Origin of the sequence: Croceibacterium segetis (assembly GCF_011320115.1) — a bacterium.
GTDB classification, from domain to species: domain Bacteria; phylum Pseudomonadota; class Alphaproteobacteria; order Sphingomonadales; family Sphingomonadaceae; genus Croceibacterium_B; species Croceibacterium_B segetis.
This window is the reverse complement of the sequence record NZ_JAANOZ010000001.1, coordinates 109,586-126,920: the sequence shown is the minus strand read 5'-3', so window position 1 is coordinate 126,920 and position 17,335 is coordinate 109,586. Positions and strand designations below refer to the sequence as shown.

The window sequence follows — 17,335 nt, the reverse complement described above, 5'->3', positions numbered from 1 at the left end:
GGGCTATGCCCGACCATTCCAGACCCGGCGACTCCGTCACCGGAGACGCGGACAGTAGCGGCGGCCTGCTCAAGGCCATCCGCCGGCTGTTCGACAACGGCGACGCCGACACCTCGCTGCGCGCGCAGCTCGAGGAAGCGATCGACGAGCACGAGGACGAGCAGGCCGCCAGTTCGGAAGAGCCCGGCAAGGGCGACCTGTCGCCGCTCGAGCTGCAGATGCTGCGCAACCTGCTCCATTTCAGCGAGCACGACGCCGACGACGTGGCGATCCCGCGCAGCGAAATCGTCGCCCTGTCAGCCGATGCCAGCTGGGAAGAAGTAGTCGCACAGTTCGCCGAGCACGGCCATTCGCGGCTGCCGGTCTACCGCGACACGCTCGACCAGGTCATCGGCATGATGCACGTCAAGGACGTCTTCCCGTTTCTCGCCCGGGGGGAAGCTCCCCCAGGCGACTGGACGGTGCTGATGCGCCAGCCGCTCTACGTTCCGCAGGCGCGCGGCGCGCTCGACGTGCTCGCCGACATGCGTGCCCACCGCATCCACCTCGCCATCGTGGTCGACGAGTTCTCGGGCACCGACGGGATCATCACCATCGAGGACCTGGTCGAGGAAATCGTCGGCAACATCGAGGACGAGCACGACGAGGCGCCGGTCGAGCTGATCACGCCGATCGGCGAAGGCATGTGGGACGCCGATGCTCGCGCCGAGCTCGACGACGTGGCCGGGATCGTCGGCGATCCGCGGCTGGCCGAGGTCGAGGAAGCGGTGGACACGCTCGGCGGCCTGGCGTTCGTCCTCGCCGGGCAAGTTCCGCGGCCTGGTGCGATGCTGGCGCACCCGAGCGGCTGGCGCATCGAGGTGACGGCCGGAGACGAGACCCACGTCACGCGCCTGCGCCTGCACCGCCCGGAGAAGCGCGAGAGCGCGAGCGGCGAATAAGCCCCCTTGCACCCTCGACACAGTTGCATATTTCTGAACAGTGCCGCCCATGCCGATCCGCCGACTCCCCCCCTTGCGCGCGCTCGAAGCGTTCATGCGCACCGTCCGCCTCGGCTCGGCGCGGGCGGCCGCGGCGGAGCTTGGGCTGAGCCCGTCGGCGCTGTCGCGGCGCATCGGCAATCTCGAGGACTTCACCGGGAAGAAGCTGTTCTCGCGCTCGGGGCAGACCATGAAGCTGACCGACGAAGGACGCGCGTTCTACGAAGCGGTGCAGCCGCACCTCGACGCGCTCGCGGCGGCGGTCGAGAACCAGTCGGAGAACCTCCAGCTCCTGCGCCTGCGGCTCGGCACGCTGCCGCTGTTCGGCGCTCAGCGGCTGTTCCCGCGCCTGCCCGAGTTGCGCAAGCTGCACCCGCGGCTGCACATCGACATCGACACCGGGCCGCACCTGATCGACCGCGTCGGCGACACGCTGGATGCGGCGATCCTGCTGACCACCAGGCCCGAGCCCGGCTTCCATGCGGTTCAGCTCGATCAAAACACCGTTCACGCGATCTGCAGCCGCGAACTGGCCGAGGAAATCGGCTCCAATCCCGGCATCGAGGCGCTCGAGAAGCAGACTTTCCTGATCCACAGCGACCTGCCGCAGAGCTTCGATGCGTGGAAGATGGCGATCGGCATGCCCAATCTGCACCCCGCGGCGATCGACCATTACGATTCCGGCCAGCTGATCCTCGAGGCCGCGGCGCAGGGCCTCGGCATCGCGATGATGCACGACGACCACCTCAAGCGCGCCCGCGACCCGCGCCTCGCCCACTTGTTCGATGTCGAGGTCCAGAGCCCCTACAGCTACTGGTTCGTCTGCCGCCCGATGGACCTTGAGAACCGCCCGGTGCGCATGTTCTACGATTGGCTGATCGATGCGGGATTGTAGCCGCTTGGCTTAGTTGATCCGCGTCAATGCCGTTCGTGCCGGACAAAGTCATCTTCAGTTCCTGAAACCGGTTGAGGCGGCGCCCTGAAGCGCCGCCGCCGGTCACAGGGGACGAGGGATGGACTGGCTGTTTCACATGACCGAGTTGCTGCGCACGACGCACTTGGTCGAGTTTTCGCTGTGGGTTTCGGATTGGCCGTTCGCGCTGTGGCTCCAGAGCCACTTCTACGCGATCCCGGCGTTCCAGACGATACACATCCTGTCGATCGCGGTGCTGTTCGGCTCGACCTTGCTGCTCAACTTCCGCGTGCTGGGAATCAACGGCACCGACCAGAACCTCGAAGCCGCCTATCGCCGCTATCGCCCGTGGATGTGGTCGGCGCTGCTCGTGCTGGTGGCTAGCGGGGTGATCCTGCTGATCAGCGAACCGGTTCGCAACATGGTCAACTCGGTTTTCTGGATCAAGATGACGCTGCTGCTGATTGCGGTGGTCGGTTCGCTCTGGTTCCAGCGCTCGCTTCGGGGCCGGCTGGACACCTGGGACGTCTCGCCGAGCGGCCACGCTTCGTTGCGCACCGGCGCCATCTTCCTGACGATCCTCTGGTGCCTGGTAATCGCCGGCGGCCGCTGGATCGCTTACGCACCGAATTGAGGAGAGCACGTCATGACAAGCGGTTCACTGTGGGCGACTCTGGAGAACTCCAGCCTCGGATCCACCATCGCCGGCAACGAGTGGATGTTTCCGACGATCGAAACGATCCATGTAATCGCCATCGTCACCGTGATCGGGGCGATCGCCGTGATGGACCTGCGGCTGCTCGGCCTCACCTCGGGCACCAAGTCGGTCGCCGCGATGGAGCGTGACACGTTGCCGGTGACCTGGGTGGCATTCGCCGTCGCGGTCATTTCCGGTCTTCTGTTGTTCGTCAGCAAGGCGCAGAGCTACATGGCCAATCCGTACTTCCTCTGGAAGACGGCGTTGATGGCGCTCGCGGGGGTGAACATGGCGGTGTTCCACCGCTATTTCAGCAAGGACGTCGCCAGTTGGGGTGTTCCCGGTGGCGCCATTCCGATCAACGCCAAGCTCTCGGCGACGCTGTCGCTGGCGCTGTGGATGGCGATCCCGTTCTGCGGCCGCGTGATCGGCTTTACGCTCGGCACCTACTACGCGGGTTGAAGGCGCCGGCGACGGCAATGGAAGGGGGCGCTTCGGCGCCCCCTTTCTTGCGTCACCCCACAGTCGCCTTGACGATCTTGCCGGGCTCGCGCGGCGGCTCGCCCTTGGGGAGCGCGTCGACGTGCTCCATCCCGCTGACGACCTGGCCCCACACGGTGTATTGCCGGTCGAGGAAGCGCGCATCGTCGAAGCAGATGAAGAACTGGCTGTTGGCGCTGTCGGGCACCTGGGTGCGCGCCATCGAGCAGGTGCCGCGCACGTGCGGTTCGGCGTTGAACTCGGCCTTGAGGTCCGGCTTGTCGCTGCCGCTCATGCCGGTGCCGGTCGGATCGCCGCCCTGGGCCATGAAGCCGGGGATCACCCGGTGGAACACCACGCCGTCGTAGAATCCCTCCTTGGTCAGCTCGGTGATCCGCGCCACGTGGCCCGGCGCGAGGTCCGGTCGCAGCTTGATGACCACGTCGCCGCCCGCGCCGTTGCCGGTGTCGAGGGTGAGGGTGAGGGTGTCGTCGGCCATGGTCAGTCTCCTGCTTTTGCGGCGCCGATATAAGCCCCGGTCCGGCAATGTCACCCTTCGCTTGCTTTTGCCTTCAACGGGCATAGTGAAGCCGCCATGGCCGAGACCGAGATCGACGAGCTGGCGCCCGACGCCGCCCCGCCCGAGGAGGGCGAGCTCGACGAGGAGAACCGGCTGAAGCCCGAATTCGTCCGCGCGGTCGAGGACGCCCTCGAAGCTCGCGACGAGGGCCGTGCCTACGAGCTGGTCGAGCCGCTCCACCCGGCCGACATCGCCGACTTGTTCGAGCTGCTCGGCCACGAGGACCGCGCGGCGCTCGCCAAGGCCATCACCGACCTGCTGACCGCCGACGTCATCGCCGAGCTCAACGATTACGTTCGCGAGGACATGATGGAAGCGCTGCCGCCGGAAGCGGTCGCGGACATCGCCGAGCAGCTCGACACCGACGACGCCGTCCAGCTGATCGAGGATCTCGAGCCCGAGGACCAGCTGGCGATCCTCGCCGAGATGGAGCCGGAGGACCGCGCGGCGATCGAGCGGGCGCTGGCCTATCCGGAAGAGACCGCCGGCCGCCTGATGCAGCGCGAGTTCGTCGCGGTGCCCGAGCACATGAGCGTCGGCGACGTGATCGACTACATGCGCGAGCACGACGAGCTGCCGACCGAGTTCTGGGAAGTCTTCGTCGTCGACGCGCTGCACAAGCCGGTCGGCACCTGCGCGCTGAGCTGGATCCTGCGGACCCCGCGCGCCGTCGCGCTGAGCGACGTGATGAAGCGCGACCAGACGCTGATCCCGGTCGGGATGGACCAGGAAGAGGTCGCGCTGCGGTTCCAGAAGTACGGCCTGATTTCCGCCGCCGTGGTCGACGAGAGCGGCCGGCTCGTCGGCCAGCTGACGGTCGACGACATCGTCCACATCATCTCCGAGGAAGCCGGCGAGGACGTGATGCTGCTGTCCGGCGCGGGCGAAGGCGACATCAACGAACCGATCCGCGATGCCTATGTCGCGCGGGTCCGCTGGCTCATCGCCAACCTCGTCACCGCCTCGGTCGCCTCGTTCGTGATCTCGCGCTTCGAGAACGTCATCGCCCAGCTGGTGACCCTGGCGGTGCTGATGCCGATCGTCGCCGGGATCGGCGGCAACGCCGGCACGCAGACGCTCGCCGTCACCGTCCGCGCGCTCGCCACCAACCAGCTGACCAGCAGCAACACCTGGCGCGCGGTGCGCCGCGAGATGTCGATCGCGCTTCTGAACGGCGTCAGCGTCGCCCTGGTGATCGGCACCGTGGTCAGCCTGATCTTCGGCGAGTGGCACAACTGGGCGCCGATCTCCCTCGACTGGCACCTGGGCCTCGTGATCGGCCTGGCCATGCTGACCAACATTCTCATCGCCGGATTCGCCGGTGTGCTCGTGCCGCTGACGCTCGACCGCTTCGACACCGACCCGGCGATCGCCTCGTCGATCTTCGTCACCATGACGACCGATTCGATGGGCTTCCTGGTCTTCCTCGGCCTTGCCGTGGCGACCGGGCTGGTGCCCTGAGCCGGGTGACACTTTACGGACCCTGTCACCCAGAGGCTTGACCAAATATCCCTATATTTCAAATACTAGGCTGCTCCCGACAGGGTGACAGGTCTCCAACTGATTTCGCGCCGGAGGGCGCCGCTGGTGTCCGACAATGGCAAAGAACCTCGCGGAGCGTGGCACGGCCAAACCGTTGTAGGAAAGCGGTTTCGGCGCCTGCCTTGCCGAATGTTGGAATTGCCCTATCTCGCGTGCATGCCGCTCCACATGACCAAGATCGCCTACCGATCGGGCACGCTCGAAAACCTTCGCGCGTGGGTCGAGGCGGGCCCCGAGGCGCTGATGACCACGCGCTATTGCCCCAAGCGGCACGAGGAGATGGTCGGCGGCTCGCTCTACTGGATCCTCGAGCACGCAATCGTCGCCCGCAGCGAGATTCTCGGCTTCGAACAGCGCGAGGATCGCCGCTGGACGATCCGCCTCGCGCCGAAGCTGATCCTGGTCCACCCCAAGGCCAAGCGCGCCCACCAGGGCTGGCGCTACCTGACCGACCGGATGGCCCCGCCCGACCTCGCCGAAGGCGAGCAAGCCGGCGACGCGCTGCCGGGCAAGCTGATCCGCAAGCTCGCCGCGCTGGGACTCGACTAACCCGCCTCCGCCATCTCCGCCACTCGCCGCAATGTGGCGGCATAAACCTCCGGCTCCTGGGCGCCGGGGATCAGGTAACGGCCGTTGACGATGAAACTCGGAACCGAGTTGATGCCCATCTCCAGCCCGCGCTTCTCCTCCATCCGCGTGGCGATGGCGAGGGCTTCCTCGTCTAGCGCGGCGGCGGCTTCGGCACGGTCGAAGCCCTGCTCGGCGGCGACGTCGAGCAGGGTTTCGCGCTCGCCGATCGGCCGACGCTGCTGGAAATGCGCCTTGAGCAGAGCGACCTTGAGCCGGGTCTGCGCCTCGGGACCATGCACCGCCAGCGCCCAGCGCAGCAGCTTGTGCGCCTCGAATGTGTTCCACATCATCGCCGGGGGCGGCTCGCCCTCACCGGCCCACTCCATCGGAAAGCCAGCCGCGCGCGCCTTCGCGTTGAGCTGCTCGCGCATTTCTGCGACCTGCTCGGGCGAGCGGCCATAGACTTCGGCGATGTGCTGCGCCTGGTCCTTGCCTTCGGGCGGCGCGTCGGGATTGAGCTCGAAGGGCATCCAGCGGGTGACCACGTCCAACTCGCCGCCGATCTGTTCGAGCGCCTTGGCGTATTGGCTGTAGCCGATCGCGCACCACGGGCAATTCACGTCCGACCAGATCTGCACGTCGATCGCAGGCTTAACCATCGTCTTTCTCCAGCCACCAGCGGAGCATGTGGTGCGCCACCGCCAAAGGAAAAGGGGGCACGAAAGTCGGACTGTCATGCCCTTTTTCGAACGCCTCGACCACCTGTTCGCGGGTGAACCACTGCGCGTCCTCGATCTCCGCCGGGTCGAGCGTGAGCGCGTCGTCGTCGGCATGCGCGTGGCAGGCGATCATCAGCTGCGAGGGGAACGGCCACGGCTGGCTGGTGATGTAGCTCACGTCGCGCACGCGCACGCCGGCTTCCTCGAACACCTCGCGGGCGACCGCTTCCTCGATCGTCTCGCCCGGCTCGACGAACCCGGCGAGCGCCGAATAGCTGCGCCCGGGAAAGCGCGCGTTGCGCCCGAGCAGCACACGTCCTTCATGCTCGACCAGCATGATCGTCACCGGGTCGGTGCGCGGGAACTGCTGCGCGCCGCAGCTCGTGCAGTCGCGCTGCCAGCCGCCCTTGGCGAGCACGGTCGCGCCGCCGCATTGCGGGCAGAAGCGATGCCGCGCGTGCCAGTCGAGCAGGCTGCGCGCGCCGCCGTAAAGCGCCAGCTCGTCGTGCGGGAGGACGGCGAGCGCGGCGAAGGTTTCGCGGCGGGTGTAGGCGGGATCGGGATCGCCTTCGGTCGGCACCGCGGCGAACATCGGCTCGCCCTCGAGCAGGCCGAGGAAGACCACTTCCGCGCCATTGGCCTCGCCCAGCTTGCCCCATTGCAGCCGCTGGTCCTCGCCCAGCCGGGGGATCAGCCCGTCGAGGCGCAGCAGCCGCGCCTCGCCATGCGCCAGCTCGGCCAGCCGCGCGGCGTCGGAGCGGATCGGGTCCGCGCGGTCGAGCGGGTGCCCGGCGAAAGCGAGCGGCCTTCGGCTCATGCGCCGCCGAGCAGGCTCGGGATGTCGGCGAGAATCGCCGCCGGGAATTCGTCGATCAGCGGATAGGCTTCAGAAGGCATGTACTGGGTGAACAGCCCGGCGCGCAGCCCGGTGCGCGTGTCGACGAAGCCGACCGTACCGGCGGCGCCGGCCCAGCCGTAGATGCTCGCCAGCGAGCCCTTGCCGACCCGCCCGAACGCACCGAAGCCGTACTTCGACAGGTCGAGCCCGAGACCCCTGGGATTGGGATCCGGCTGGACGGTAGCGGGCAGCAGGTTCGAGGTCCCCATCCTCACCGCGGCCTCGCTCATGACCTCCTTGCCCTCGAACGAGCCGTGACTGGCAAGCATGTGCAGAAACTTGTCGTAATCGCGCGGCGTGCTGGCGAGGCCCGAGCCGCCGAAGGGGAACGGCGGCGGGTCCATGAACACCGAATCGCTGCCGAGATCGATCGGGATGAGCGTGCCATCGGCGAGAAAGTAGCTGGTGGTCATGCGGTCGGCATCGTTACGCGGGACCTGGAAATGGGTGTCGCCCATCTCCAGCGGATCGAAGAAGCGGTGCTGCAGGAAGTCATCGAACTTCTGCCCCGAGACCACCTCGATCACCCGGCCCATCAGGTCGGCGCCCATCGAATAGGACCAGCGCGTGCCCGGCTGGTAGACCAGCGGGAACTCGGCAAGACGGTCGGCGAACAGCTTGAGGCTCGGCACCGCGGTGCCGCGGAACACCGGCAGGGTCTGCAGCCGCGTGACCAGCCCCGGGACCACGCCGCGGTCCTGGAAGGCCTCCCTGATCGGCCCCCGCTGGACGATCCCGTAGCCGAGGCCCGAAGTGTGGGTGAGCAGCTGGCGGATGGTGATCGGGCGGATCGCCGGCTCGAGATTGTCGGCGGTGATCGGGCCGTCGTAGACCTTCTGCACCTTCATGTCCTTGAAGGCCGGAAGGATCTCGTAAAGCGGCTGGTCGAGCCCGAGCTTGCCCTCGTCGATCAGCATCATCGCCGCCATGCCGGTGATCGGCTTGGTCATCGAATAGATGCGGTAGATGCTGTCGGCGTCGGACAGCCGTGGCCGGGCGAAAGTGTCGACCCCGCGGGCGATGAACACCGGATCGCGCCGGCCGAAGGCGAGCGCGGCGACCATGCCGGAAACCTTGCGATCGTTGACGTAGCTTTCGATCAGCCTGGTCACGTTGGGCCAGCCGAAGCCCGTCTGGGCCAGTGCCGGGACCGCGCCGAACGCGGTGACGGCGCCCGCCGCCGCGGCACCGCCGAGCAACTGCCTGCGCGTGAGTCGTGGATCGAAGGCTGGTAAGTTCATCGGCGTCGCTCCCCGTCGGTCCTGCAGCGTGAACCGCACCTTAGCGGCCGTGGCAAACAGATAAAGCCGGGCTTGCACAGGCGCGCCGTGCTGCCCATGTAATACACATGCTCAACGTCATCTCGATCCTGATCGGCATCGTCGCCCTGCTACTGGCGATCCCCGCAACCATCCCGCTGCTCGGTTGGGCCAACTGGTTCGTCCTGCCCATCGCCGTGATCGGCGCCGGCATCGGCGCGCTCTCGCGCAGCAACGGCGGGCGCAACTTCTGCTTGATCGTGTTCGCTATCGCGGTGGTGCGGCTCTCGCTCGGGGGCGGGATTTTCTAGCGCCGGGCAAGGTCCGCGCTCGACCCATTGCCGACATTGGGCTGACCGGCGGCGGACAACCGTGCCAAGGCTAAGTCAACCGGCGGCGGTTGGCACGCACCTTTCGGGTGTAGGACCGGATGACCCTCTTGGCTGCGGTGGCGGGATCGGTTCCGAGACCGCCGAGCAGCAAAGCCGACTGAAGTTCGATGGCTGCGCTCACTTTCTCTTGGATCATGCGGCGAGCCTCGCGCCCGTCGGCGTCTCCGCCCATGGCGGCATTCGTCGTCCGTAAAGCAATGACCGCCGACGACTCAATCCCGAGCGTCCAGGCATCGAGGCCAAGATCGAACCAGCGGCCGTAAAGGCTTTTCATGATGCAACCCCTTGGTCTTCCAGCTGGTAATGGATTGGTTTGAAACTGCCGCCGTTCGATGCGTACGCCGAGCAAGCGGTCAGCCCGACGACGAGGTCCATTTCCGCGCGCAGGCGGATGTAATCACCGGGCCTGCTCATGGGTGGATCGACGCGTAGCCGGCCGTCTGGCGTCACGGGCACGTTCATAAACAGGTTGAAAGCGCACGGAATCATGTCCGCCTCGACCCCATAGGGCGCCAATGCCTCGGCGAGGTTGCCGAAGCAGCCGGGGTGCACCGGGTGCTCGGGATAGAAATGGCGGAAGGTCGCCTCGCTGCATGGAGTGAGCAGGAAGTCGTGGCGCCCGACGGTGTCTTCGACGATGGAAAGCATGGGATTGGAGCGGTTCGACCACAAACGATGGCCCGCGGTGAGCGCAATTGTCTCTTCGTAGTCGAAAGTGCGGCCGTTCGAGATGGCTTCGCGCACATCGGCCACGTTGTAGGCGAGCAGGTCGGACACCTGCCGGCCTTCGGGATCGATCACCCGCAGCACCTGACCCTTGCCCAGCGTGAAGGCGGCGCCACTCCGCGGCGGAATCTCGATGACGCTCACTCCGCCCGCGGATCGCGGAAGGGGCATAGCCAATCCGACCCGACTAGCCGACCGCTATATTGGCGCGCCTCGCTCGCGTCGCCGTGGCGCGCCAGCATGGGATTGACGTCGCCAGCAAGCTCGACATCGCGCTCGAGAATCCGCTCGCGCATCTTTTCGTAGCTGCCTGCCTCGCGCAAACGTTCGAACTGGTCGTGGAGGTTGAACACCAGCGTCGGACGCGGAAACCGGCGCGCCGGTCGCGAGGCGTTAGGATGGAGCCCGACGACAAAGAACGCCTCGCCACCGAAACTCAGTGAAAAATGGGGATCGGAAGGGTCTGGGCTGACCCGCTCGTCGTAGTGTTGGCCGCGCCAGTCGTCCTTGTCGGCGAGCGACTGGATGCGCTCCCACATCGCGGTCTCGAACCTCTCCTCCGACAGGCCTTCGGGACCGTCAAAAACCACCGCCAGGCTGCGCAGGCCAGTCGGATCGCGACGGTATTCCCGCACCCATTCGAGCAGCTCGGAATGGATCCTCACGTCGTCCCACCCGCTTACCAGCGAGTGGCATACCAATTCCTTGAGGGTCCCGCGCGCCAGTGCCGACTTGGCGCCGACGCAGGGAAATCCCGGGTCGGCGATCATGGCGTGCAACTCTTCCCGCCCGATCCGGGCAGTTCGTTCGTCGATCAGCATGATGAGCCCATAACTTCCTGATGGAACACGGTAACGGCGCTGTCCTGTGACGGTTCCTAAGCTGTGCGTTGGTATACGGTCGGGCTGGTGCCAAAGCGGAACGAACGCTCTCAGAGGGTGCGACCAAGAAGCGGAATGTCCGCATTCCACCCAAGGCGGACATTACGAGCCTAACTCGCCAGCGCCAGCCTTGCCGCCTTGGCGAACAGCGTCGGCAGCCCGGCCGCCTCGAGCACGGCGAGCGGCCACCATTCGCCCTCGCCCTTGAGCTCGCGCCACTTGTCGCCGGCATAGATCGCCAGTCCCAGCTCGATATCGAAGTGCGTGAAGCCGTGCCGCACCACGCCGCCGGCGCGCCACGAGCCGGGCAGCGGAGCGTCGCCCGAGCCGTCGGCGCGGGCGCTCCAGCCGTCGTCGGGCAGCGCGCGCATGCCGCCGAGCATGCCCTTTCCGGGCCGTCGGACGAGCCAGACCTTGCCGTCGCGTTCGATCCAGAAGGCCGTGCCGACACGGGTGGGACGAATTTTCCTGGCGGCCTTGACCGGAAAGCGCGCCGGATCGCCGGTCGCCCGACCGGTGCAATCGGCGGTAAGCGGGCACAGCAGGCATTTCGGATCGCGCGGGGTGCAGATCGTCGCGCCGAGGTCCATCATGCCTTGCGCGAAGTCGCCGGCACGCGCGTGCGGGGTGATCGCCTCGGCGGCCGCGCGGATCGGCGCCTTCCCTCCCGGCAGCGGCTCGCCGATGGCGAACAACCGCGCGACCACCCGCTCGACATTGGCGTCGACCACCACCGCGCGCTTGCCGAAGGCGATCGCCGCCACCGCCGCGGCGGTATAGGCGCCGAGACCGGGCAGCTTGCGCAATTCCGCCTCGTCGTCGGGAAAGCCGCCCATTTCAGCCACGGCGCGGGCGCAGGCGATGAGGTTGCGGGCCCGCGAGTAGTAACCGAGACCGGCCCAGGCGGCCATGACGTCTGCCTCGGGCGCGGCGGCGAGCGCCTCGACCGTCGGCCAGCGTTCGAGGAACGCCGAGAAATAGGGCGCGGCGTGCGCGGTCGTCGTCTGCTGCAGCATGACCTCGGACAGCCACACCCGATAGGGATCGGCCGCGCTGCCGATGTCGCCGGCGCCGGGCGGCACGCGCCACGGCAGCGCCCGCGCATTGCGGTCGTACCATTCGAGGAGCTTTTCGGAGATGGCGCGGCTGGCGGTCACGCCGTGGCTATGGCATGGCGGCGCCGATCATGGAACGGGACGAGCCCAAGCCGGCAAAGGCGAAGAAGCCTAAAGCGTGGGAACGCCCGCGCGGCGGGCCGGCCAAGCCGATCGCCGACCTGATGCCGCAGATCGGCCGTGCCGCCTTCCGCCGCTTCGGCTTCGTGCAGAGTTCGGTCGTCACGCGCTGGCCGGAAATCGTCGGCGAGCACCATGCGCAAGTGTGCATGCCCGAATCGATCCGCTTCCCGCCGGGCGAGAAGAGCGAGGGGATCCTCCAGCTGGTCGTGCTCCCGGCGCACGCGCCGCTGATCCAGCACGTGATTCCGGAGATCATGGAGCGGGTAAACCGCTTCTTCGGCTACAAGGCGGTCGCGCGGGTGAAGATGCGGCAAGGCGAGGTTAAGCCTCCGCGTGGTGAGGAGCGCCCCAAGGCGCCGCCGTCGCTGAGGCCGATCCCGATGGAACTCGGCGACAGCTTGCGGGATATCGGCGATCCGGAGCTGCGTACGGTGCTCGAATCGCTCGCCCGCAGCCTGGGCAACGGGCAGGAGGACGAACAGGGATGAAGAAACTGGTATTCGCCGCGGTGCTTCTGGCGGCCGCGCCGCTGGTGATCGGCGCCACGGCCAAGGGCCGAAACTGGCTGACGACCACCGCCGTCACTCCCGGCGGGCACCGCATCGGCAACCCCGCCGCGCCGACCAAGCTGATGGAGTTCGTCAGCTATACCTGTCCGCATTGCGGCCATTTCTTCAAGGAAGCCGACGGGCCGATCAAGCTGACCCTGGTGCAGCCGGGCAAGATCTCCGTCGAGGTCCGCCACGTGATCCGCGATCCGGCCGACTATGCCGCGGTGATCCTCGCCGAATGCGGCGATCCGAAGAAGTTCTTCGGCAACCACGACATGTTTTTCAGCCAGCAGGATACCTGGATCGGCAAGCTGCAGAAGACCAGCCGGGCGCAGCAGGAACGCTGGTACGAGGGGACAATCCCTGAACGGATGCGCGCGGTGGCCGGCGACGCCGGCTTCTACGACATGATGGAGACCCGCGGCTATACGCGGGCGCAAGTCGATGCCTGCTTCAACGACACCAAGAAGGTCCGGGCGCTGTTCGACGAAGCAAACGCCGCTGCCGACAAATACGGCGTGAACAGCACACCGAGCTTCGTCCTCAACGGCAAGACGCTCGACGCGCACTCCTGGGACGAGCTGCAGAAGGCGCTCGCGTCCTAACTGTGCAAAACGGACATCGGCGGGGTTAACGCGGTTTGATCGCCGCGCGCGCTCCGCTAGCCTTTCCATCCGCCCATCGACGGGAACCTGACCATGACCGTGCTTCGCTCGCTCGCCCTCGCCACCCTCGCCGCCCCCCTCGCCCTCGCGCTCGCCGCCTGCGGATCGAAGGACGACGCCGCGCCCGGCGCCGCGCCGACCGGGCAGCCGGTCGCGGCGGTCCCCGCCCCCGCCGGCCAGATGTGGTCCGACGTCGTCTCGGCCACGCCCGAAGGCGGCATGCGGATGGGCAATCCCAACGCGCCGCTCAAGCTCGTCGAGTATGGCTCGCTGTCGTGCCCGCACTGCGCCAAATTCGCGAACGACGGGATGAAGACGCTGGTCGACAAGTACGTCAACAGCGGGCGGGTGAGCTACGAATTCCGCAGCTTCCCGATCCACGGCATCATCGACGTGCCGCTGACGGTGATGGTGCGCTGCGTCGATCCATCGGCCTATTTCCCGCTGGTCGAACAGATCTACACCGATCAGCCGGCGCTCATGACTCGCGCCGAGGCGGGCAACGCCCAGGCGCAGGCGGCTTCGCAGCTGCCGCCCGCGCAGCGCTTTCCCGCGCTGGCCGACGCCTTCGGGCTGACCGACTGGTTCGCCGCGCGCGGCCTCTCGAAGGACCAGGCGCACGCCTGTCTCGCCGACACCTCGGCAGCCGAGAAGGTCGCCAAGGAAGGCCAGAAGTGGAGCGACGAGGGCGTCAACCAGACGCCCACGCTGATGCTCAACGGCGCGACCCTCGAAGCGTCCGAGTGGAAAGAGGTCGAGCCGATCCTGCAGAACGCAGGCGCCAGGTAAGGCGCCGGAGCGGGGCTCGACAGGCATGCTCTTCCGCAAGCTCCGCCTCTCGGGCTTCAAGAGTTTCGTCGAGCCCGCCGAGCTGCGCATCGAGCCGGGGCTGACCGGGGTCGTCGGCCCCAACGGCTGCGGCAAGTCCAACCTGCTCGAAGCGATCCGCTGGGTGATGGGCGAGAACTCGCCCAAGTCGCTGCGCTCGGGTGGGATGGACGATGTAATCTTCGCGGGCACCACGCAGCGCCCGCCGCGCGACTTCGCCGAGGTCGTGCTGCACGCCTCCGATGGCGAAGGCGAGGAGATCGAGGTCACCCGCCGGATCGAGCGCGGCGCGGGCAGCGCCTACCGCGTCAACGGCCGCGACGTGCGCGCCAAGGACGTGGCGCTGGTGTTCGCCGACGCGGCCACCGGAGCGCACAGCCCCGCCCTCGTCAGCCAGGGCAAGATCGCCGCGGTGATCGCCGCCAAGCCGGCCGAGCGGCGGATGATGCTCGAAGAGGCGGCCGGGATCGCCGGCCTGCATGTCCGCCGCCGCGACGCCGAGGGCAAGCTCAAGCAGACCGAGGCCAACCTCGCCCGGCTCGAGGACCTGATGGCCGGGCTCGACGCGCAGATCGCCAGCCTGCGGCGGCAGGCCAAGCAGGCCGAGCGGTACAAGGCGCTCAGCGACCAGATCCGCGTCGCCGAGGCGCGGCTGCTGTTTGCCCGCTGGCGCGACGCCGCGAGCGCTGCGGACGCCGCGCGCGAGCAGGCGCGGACTGCCGAGGCACGGGTCGAAGCGGCGAAGCAATTGGCGGACGCCGCGCAGAAGGCACAGGCTACGTTGGCGGAGAAGCTCGCCGATGCGCGCGACAAGCTCGCCGACCGGCGCGACGACGCCAGCGCCCACGGACACCGGATGGCCGCGCTGACCCACCAGCTCGAAGCCGCCGAACAGCGCCTCGCCGATCTCGACCGGCAAAAGGCCCAGCTCGAAGCCGATCGCGGCGATGCCGACCGGCTGACCGGCGATGCCTCCGAGGCGCTCAAGCGGCTGCAGGCCGAGCTGGAGGCGGGCGAGAAAGCGCTCGCCGCCGAGGAAGCCCGCCGGCCCGAGATCGCCGCGCGTACCGAGGAAGCCGAGCGCGCCGCGCGGGCCGCGGAGCTGGCTCTGGCCAAGGCGACCGCCGACCACGCCGGCGTCGAAGCCGAGTGGCGCGTCGCCGAAGCCGAGCTGGCGCAGGCGCGCTCGCGGCTCGAGCGGATCGCCGGCGAAGTCCGGCGGCAGGAGGAGGCGCGCGCCGCGCTGAGGCAGCAGGGCGATCCGGAAGCCGCGCTGGCGCAGGCCAAGGCGGCCGCCGCCGATGCCGGCACCCTGCTGACCCGCAAGCGCGCCGACCTCGAATCGATGCAGGCCCGCAAGGAAACGCTCGCCGAAAAGCGCGACGAAGCATCCAGCGCGCTATCTTCGGCGCGCGCCGAGCTGGCCGGCGTCGAGCGCGAATACGGCGCCCTCGCCCGCGACCGCGAGGCCCGCGCCAGGCAGGCCGCGAACCGCCACGGCCTGCCCGCAGCGCTCGACAAGGTGAGCGCTGAGAAAGGCTACGAGCGGGCGCTGGCGGCAGTTCTCGGCCGCGATGCCAAGGCGCCGCTGGGCTTGCCCGAGCAAGGCAGCGAGGGACGGTTCTGGACCGGATCGGCAGCACCCGCAAAGGTGGCCGACAGCCTCGCCGACCACGTGCCGCATTGCCCGCCCGAACTGGTCGCGCGGCTGGCACTGGTGCACGTCGCCGAGAGCGACGACGGGCGCGCGCTCAAGCCGGGCGAGTGGCTGGTCACCCGCTCGGGCGCGCTCCGCCGCTGGGACGGCTTCATCGCCCGCGGCGAAGGCGCGGCGGAAGCGGCGCGGCTCGAGGCGGAGAATCGCTTCGCCGACCTCGAAAAGGAGCTGCCGGCTCTGCGCGAGGCGTCGATGGCCGCGGATGCGGTCCACTCCGAAGTGCACGAAGCGCTGTCGGCGCTGCAGCGCGAGCTGGTCGCCGCCGAGCGCGAGGTGGCGCAAGCCTCCGAAGCCGAACGCCAGGCCTTGCGGGCGGTCGACCAGGCCGAGGCGGCGCGCGAACGCCTGGCCTCGCGGATCGAGCAGCTTGAAGCTGCCGCCAGGGACCTCGCCGAGCAGCGCGCGCAGGCCGAAATCGAGATCAAGGCCGCCGAGGACAAGCGCGCCGCGCTGCCCGATCCCGAGAGCGGCCGCGCCACCCTGGGCGCCGCCCAAGCCCGCCACGAAGCCGCCCGCACCGGGCTCCAGGCCGCGCTCGCCGAACTGGCCGCGCACGACCAGGCGCTGGCAGTGGCGCGCGAGCGCTCGTCGGCCCAGCGCGCCGACATGCGCGGTTGGGAAATGCGCGCCGGCGACGCCGCCCGCCGCCTCGCCGACATGGACCGCCGGTTCGAGGAGATCGCCGAGGAGCGCGCGGTCACCGCCGCCAAACCCGAGGGCCTGTTGCGCGAAATCGAGCAAGGCGACGCCACCCGCGCGCGCCTGGGCGAGGAACTGGCCGTGGCCGAAGCGGCGGTAAACGAAGTGGCCGGCCAGATGAAGTCCGCCGAAGCTGCCCTGGCCGAAGCCGCCGAAACGCTGGCGACGGCCCGCGAGCATCGCGCCGGCGCCGCCGCGCGCGCCGAGAACGAGGAACAGCGCCGCGAGGAAATGGCGCGCATCTCCGGCGAACGCTTCCAGTGCCCGCCGCCGCTGCTCGGCGAACGCTACGGGTTCGACGACGCCAAGGTGCAGGACTCGCACGCCGAGAGCGAGGAAATGGACCGCCTGCTCGCCAGCCGCGAGCGGATCGGCCCGGTCAACCTCGTCGCCGCCGACGAGCTCGCCAAGCTCGAGGAAGAGCACGGCAGCAGCGTCGCCGAGCAGGCCGAGCTGGCCGAAGCGGTCAACCGGTTGCGCGGCTCGATCGGCAGCCTCAACCGCGAAGGCCGCGAGCGCCTCAAGGCGGCCTTCGAAGCGGTCGACGGCCATTTCCGCCGCCTGTTCACCCGCCTGTTCGAAGGCGGCCAGGCGCATCTCGCGCTGGTCGACAGCGACGACCCACTCGAAGCCGGCCTCGAAATCTTCGCCCAGCCGCCCGGCAAGCGCCTGCAGTCGCTCACGCTGCTATCGGGCGGCGAGCAGGCGCTGACCGCGATCGCGCTGATCTTCGCGCTGTTCCTCACCAACCCCGCGCCGATCTGCGTGCTCGACGAAGTCGACGCCCCGCTCGACGACGCCAACATCGACCGGTTCTGCGACCTGCTCGACGCGATGGTCGCCGAAACCCAGACCCGCTACCTGATCGTCACCCACAACGCCGTGACGATGAGCCGCATGCACCGCCTGTTCGGCGTGACGATGGTCGAGAAGGGCGTTTCGCGGCTGGTCAGCGTCGATCTGGGCGGGGCTGAGGAGCTGCTGGCGGCGGAGTAAGGCA

General features: G+C 68.3%; 19 protein-coding genes. 11 read left to right on the top strand and 8 right to left on the bottom strand.

Annotation, left to right across the window (positions count from 1 at the left end; genetic code table 11):
- Nucleotides 1–5 precede the first annotated feature (5 nt).
- The 4 genes from G7B69_RS00640 to G7B69_RS00625 all read left to right on the top strand — a co-directional run bounded on the left by G7B69_RS00640 (nt 6) and on the right by G7B69_RS00625 (nt 3,052).
- The gene (locus G7B69_RS00640; protein WP_166175011.1) at nt 6–941 is read left to right on the top strand and encodes a hemolysin family protein; all 936 of its coding nucleotides are present in this window, start codon (nt 6–8) and stop codon (nt 939–941) included.
- A gap of 49 nt (nt 942–990) precedes the next feature.
- A complete protein-coding gene (locus G7B69_RS00635) occupies nt 991–1,875 on the top strand; it encodes a LysR substrate-binding domain-containing protein (protein ID WP_166175009.1) in 885 nt (294 codons plus the stop codon).
- Nucleotides 1,876–1,993: 118 nt separating this feature from the next.
- Complete coding sequence (locus G7B69_RS00630) at nt 1,994–2,527, top strand: DUF6644 family protein (RefSeq protein WP_166175007.1); 534 nt, start codon at nt 1,994–1,996, stop codon at nt 2,525–2,527.
- Between the two features lie 12 nt (nt 2,528–2,539).
- A complete protein-coding gene (locus G7B69_RS00625) occupies nt 2,540–3,052 on the top strand; it encodes a hypothetical protein (protein WP_166175005.1) in 513 nt (170 codons plus the stop codon).
- A 52-nt stretch (nt 3,053–3,104) separates the two neighbouring features.
- Here G7B69_RS00625 and G7B69_RS00620 read toward each other — a convergent pair whose 3' ends face one another.
- Nucleotides 3,105–3,569, bottom strand: a complete 465-nt coding sequence (locus G7B69_RS00620) for a peptidylprolyl isomerase (protein WP_166175003.1) — start codon at nt 3,567–3,569, stop codon at nt 3,105–3,107.
- 96 nt (nt 3,570–3,665) lie between these two features.
- Between G7B69_RS00620 and mgtE the strand changes: the two genes are divergently transcribed.
- Together mgtE and G7B69_RS00610 are read left to right on the top strand one after the other, a co-directional pair.
- Nucleotides 3,666–5,111 (top strand): magnesium transporter, encoded by a 1,446-nt coding sequence (gene mgtE / locus G7B69_RS00615; protein WP_166175001.1) that lies wholly within the window; start codon nt 3,666–3,668, stop codon nt 5,109–5,111.
- 237 nt (nt 5,112–5,348) lie between these two features.
- The gene (locus tag G7B69_RS00610; RefSeq protein WP_166175468.1) at nt 5,349–5,741 is read left to right on the top strand and encodes a DUF1489 family protein; all 393 of its coding nucleotides are present in this window, start codon (nt 5,349–5,351) and stop codon (nt 5,739–5,741) included.
- Here the strand turns inward: G7B69_RS00610 and G7B69_RS00605 are convergent.
- Genes G7B69_RS00605 through G7B69_RS00595 form a run of 3 tightly spaced genes read right to left on the bottom strand, consistent with a single transcriptional unit; the run spans nt 5,738 to nt 8,620 of the window.
- Nucleotides 5,738–6,421, bottom strand: coding sequence for a DsbA family oxidoreductase (locus G7B69_RS00605; protein WP_166174999.1), 684 nt, complete (start codon nt 6,419–6,421; stop codon nt 5,738–5,740). The genes G7B69_RS00610 and G7B69_RS00605 overlap by 4 nt on opposite strands.
- Nucleotides 6,414–7,298 carry an NAD(+) diphosphatase gene (gene nudC, locus G7B69_RS00600; RefSeq protein WP_166174997.1) on the bottom strand — a complete coding sequence of 295 codons (885 nt, stop codon included), beginning with the start codon at nt 7,296–7,298 and terminating at the stop codon, nt 6,414–6,416. Before nudC ends, G7B69_RS00605 begins: the two co-directional genes overlap by 8 nt.
- On the bottom strand, nt 7,295–8,620 hold the full coding sequence (locus G7B69_RS00595; RefSeq protein ID WP_166174995.1) for a serine hydrolase domain-containing protein: 1,326 nt from the start codon (nt 8,618–8,620) through the stop codon (nt 7,295–7,297). The genes nudC and G7B69_RS00595 overlap by 4 nt, the downstream gene beginning before the upstream one ends.
- 107 nt (nt 8,621–8,727) lie before the next feature.
- On the opposite strand from G7B69_RS00595, the gene G7B69_RS00590 reads away from it, so the two are divergent.
- Complete coding sequence (locus G7B69_RS00590) at nt 8,728–8,949, top strand: hypothetical protein (protein WP_166174993.1); 222 nt, start codon at nt 8,728–8,730, stop codon at nt 8,947–8,949.
- 70 nt (nt 8,950–9,019) lie between these two features.
- Here G7B69_RS00590 and G7B69_RS00585 read toward each other — a convergent pair whose 3' ends face one another.
- The 4 genes from G7B69_RS00585 to G7B69_RS00570 all read right to left on the bottom strand — a co-directional run bounded on the left by G7B69_RS00585 (nt 9,020) and on the right by G7B69_RS00570 (nt 11,794).
- Entirely contained in the window at nt 9,020–9,304 is a 285-nt protein-coding gene (locus G7B69_RS00585; RefSeq protein ID WP_166174991.1) for a hypothetical protein, read from the bottom strand.
- Nucleotides 9,301–9,927, bottom strand: a complete 627-nt coding sequence (locus G7B69_RS00580; protein ID WP_166174989.1) for a DUF1989 domain-containing protein — start codon at nt 9,925–9,927, stop codon at nt 9,301–9,303. Before G7B69_RS00580 ends, G7B69_RS00585 begins: the two co-directional genes overlap by 4 nt.
- Nucleotides 9,897–10,577, bottom strand: a complete 681-nt coding sequence (gene gntA, locus G7B69_RS00575; RefSeq protein ID WP_166174987.1) for a guanitoxin biosynthesis heme-dependent pre-guanitoxin N-hydroxylase GntA — start codon at nt 10,575–10,577, stop codon at nt 9,897–9,899. Before gntA ends, G7B69_RS00580 begins: the two co-directional genes overlap by 31 nt.
- A 170-nt stretch (nt 10,578–10,747) precedes the next feature.
- A complete protein-coding gene (locus G7B69_RS00570) occupies nt 10,748–11,794 on the bottom strand; it encodes an A/G-specific adenine glycosylase (RefSeq protein ID WP_166174985.1) in 1,047 nt (348 codons plus the stop codon).
- Between the two features lie 14 nt (nt 11,795–11,808).
- Here G7B69_RS00570 and G7B69_RS00565 point away from each other — a divergent pair, with 14 nt between their 5' ends.
- The 4 genes from G7B69_RS00565 (at nt 11,809) to G7B69_RS00550 (ending at nt 17,331) form a co-directional block, all read left to right on the top strand.
- Complete coding sequence (locus G7B69_RS00565) at nt 11,809–12,363, top strand: DUF721 domain-containing protein (RefSeq protein WP_166174983.1); 555 nt, start codon at nt 11,809–11,811, stop codon at nt 12,361–12,363.
- Nucleotides 12,360–13,031 (top strand): DsbA family protein, encoded by a 672-nt coding sequence (locus G7B69_RS00560; protein WP_166174981.1) that lies wholly within the window; start codon nt 12,360–12,362, stop codon nt 13,029–13,031. Before G7B69_RS00565 ends, G7B69_RS00560 begins: the two co-directional genes overlap by 4 nt.
- 93 nt (nt 13,032–13,124) lie before the next feature.
- Nucleotides 13,125–13,880 carry a thioredoxin domain-containing protein gene (locus tag G7B69_RS00555; protein ID WP_166174979.1) on the top strand — a complete coding sequence of 252 codons (756 nt, stop codon included), beginning with the start codon at nt 13,125–13,127 and terminating at the stop codon, nt 13,878–13,880.
- Between the two features lie 25 nt (nt 13,881–13,905).
- Nucleotides 13,906–17,331 carry an AAA family ATPase gene (locus G7B69_RS00550; RefSeq protein WP_166174977.1) on the top strand — a complete coding sequence of 1,142 codons (3,426 nt, stop codon included), beginning with the start codon at nt 13,906–13,908 and terminating at the stop codon, nt 17,329–17,331.
- Nucleotides 17,332–17,335 lie beyond the last annotated feature (4 nt).

Bases quoted from the DNA above. Each gene is read 5' to 3' on its own strand.
- G7B69_RS00610 (WP_166175468.1), top strand. From the start codon at position 5,349: ATGCCGCTCCACATGACCAAGATCGCCTACCGATCGGGCACGCTCGAA.
- G7B69_RS00635 (WP_166175009.1), top strand. From the start codon at position 991: ATGCCGATCCGCCGACTCCCCCCCTTGCGCGCGCTCGAAGCGTTCATG.
- G7B69_RS00565 (WP_166174983.1), top strand. From the start codon at position 11,809: ATGGCGGCGCCGATCATGGAACGGGACGAGCCCAAGCCGGCAAAGGCG.
- G7B69_RS00580 (WP_166174989.1), bottom strand. From the start codon at position 9,927: ATGCCCCTTCCGCGATCCGCGGGCGGAGTGAGCGTCATCGAGATTCCG.
- nudC (WP_166174997.1), bottom strand. From the start codon at position 7,298: ATGAGCCGAAGGCCGCTCGCTTTCGCCGGGCACCCGCTCGACCGCGCG.
- G7B69_RS00640 (WP_166175011.1), top strand. From the start codon at position 6: ATGCCCGACCATTCCAGACCCGGCGACTCCGTCACCGGAGACGCGGAC.
- G7B69_RS00630 (WP_166175007.1), top strand. From the start codon at position 1,994: ATGGACTGGCTGTTTCACATGACCGAGTTGCTGCGCACGACGCACTTG.
- gntA (WP_166174987.1), bottom strand. From the start codon at position 10,577: ATGCTGATCGACGAACGAACTGCCCGGATCGGGCGGGAAGAGTTGCAC.
- G7B69_RS00555 (WP_166174979.1), top strand. From the start codon at position 13,125: ATGACCGTGCTTCGCTCGCTCGCCCTCGCCACCCTCGCCGCCCCCCTC.
- G7B69_RS00585 (WP_166174991.1), bottom strand. From the start codon at position 9,304: ATGAAAAGCCTTTACGGCCGCTGGTTCGATCTTGGCCTCGATGCCTGG.
- G7B69_RS00620 (WP_166175003.1), bottom strand. From the start codon at position 3,569: ATGGCCGACGACACCCTCACCCTCACCCTCGACACCGGCAACGGCGCG.
- G7B69_RS00550 (WP_166174977.1), top strand. From the start codon at position 13,906: ATGCTCTTCCGCAAGCTCCGCCTCTCGGGCTTCAAGAGTTTCGTCGAG.
- mgtE (WP_166175001.1), top strand. From the start codon at position 3,666: ATGGCCGAGACCGAGATCGACGAGCTGGCGCCCGACGCCGCCCCGCCC.
- G7B69_RS00625 (WP_166175005.1), top strand. From the start codon at position 2,540: ATGACAAGCGGTTCACTGTGGGCGACTCTGGAGAACTCCAGCCTCGGA.
- G7B69_RS00595 (WP_166174995.1), bottom strand. From the start codon at position 8,620: ATGAACTTACCAGCCTTCGATCCACGACTCACGCGCAGGCAGTTGCTC.
- G7B69_RS00590 (WP_166174993.1), top strand. From the start codon at position 8,728: ATGCTCAACGTCATCTCGATCCTGATCGGCATCGTCGCCCTGCTACTG.
- G7B69_RS00560 (WP_166174981.1), top strand. From the start codon at position 12,360: ATGAAGAAACTGGTATTCGCCGCGGTGCTTCTGGCGGCCGCGCCGCTG.
- G7B69_RS00605 (WP_166174999.1), bottom strand. From the start codon at position 6,421: ATGGTTAAGCCTGCGATCGACGTGCAGATCTGGTCGGACGTGAATTGC.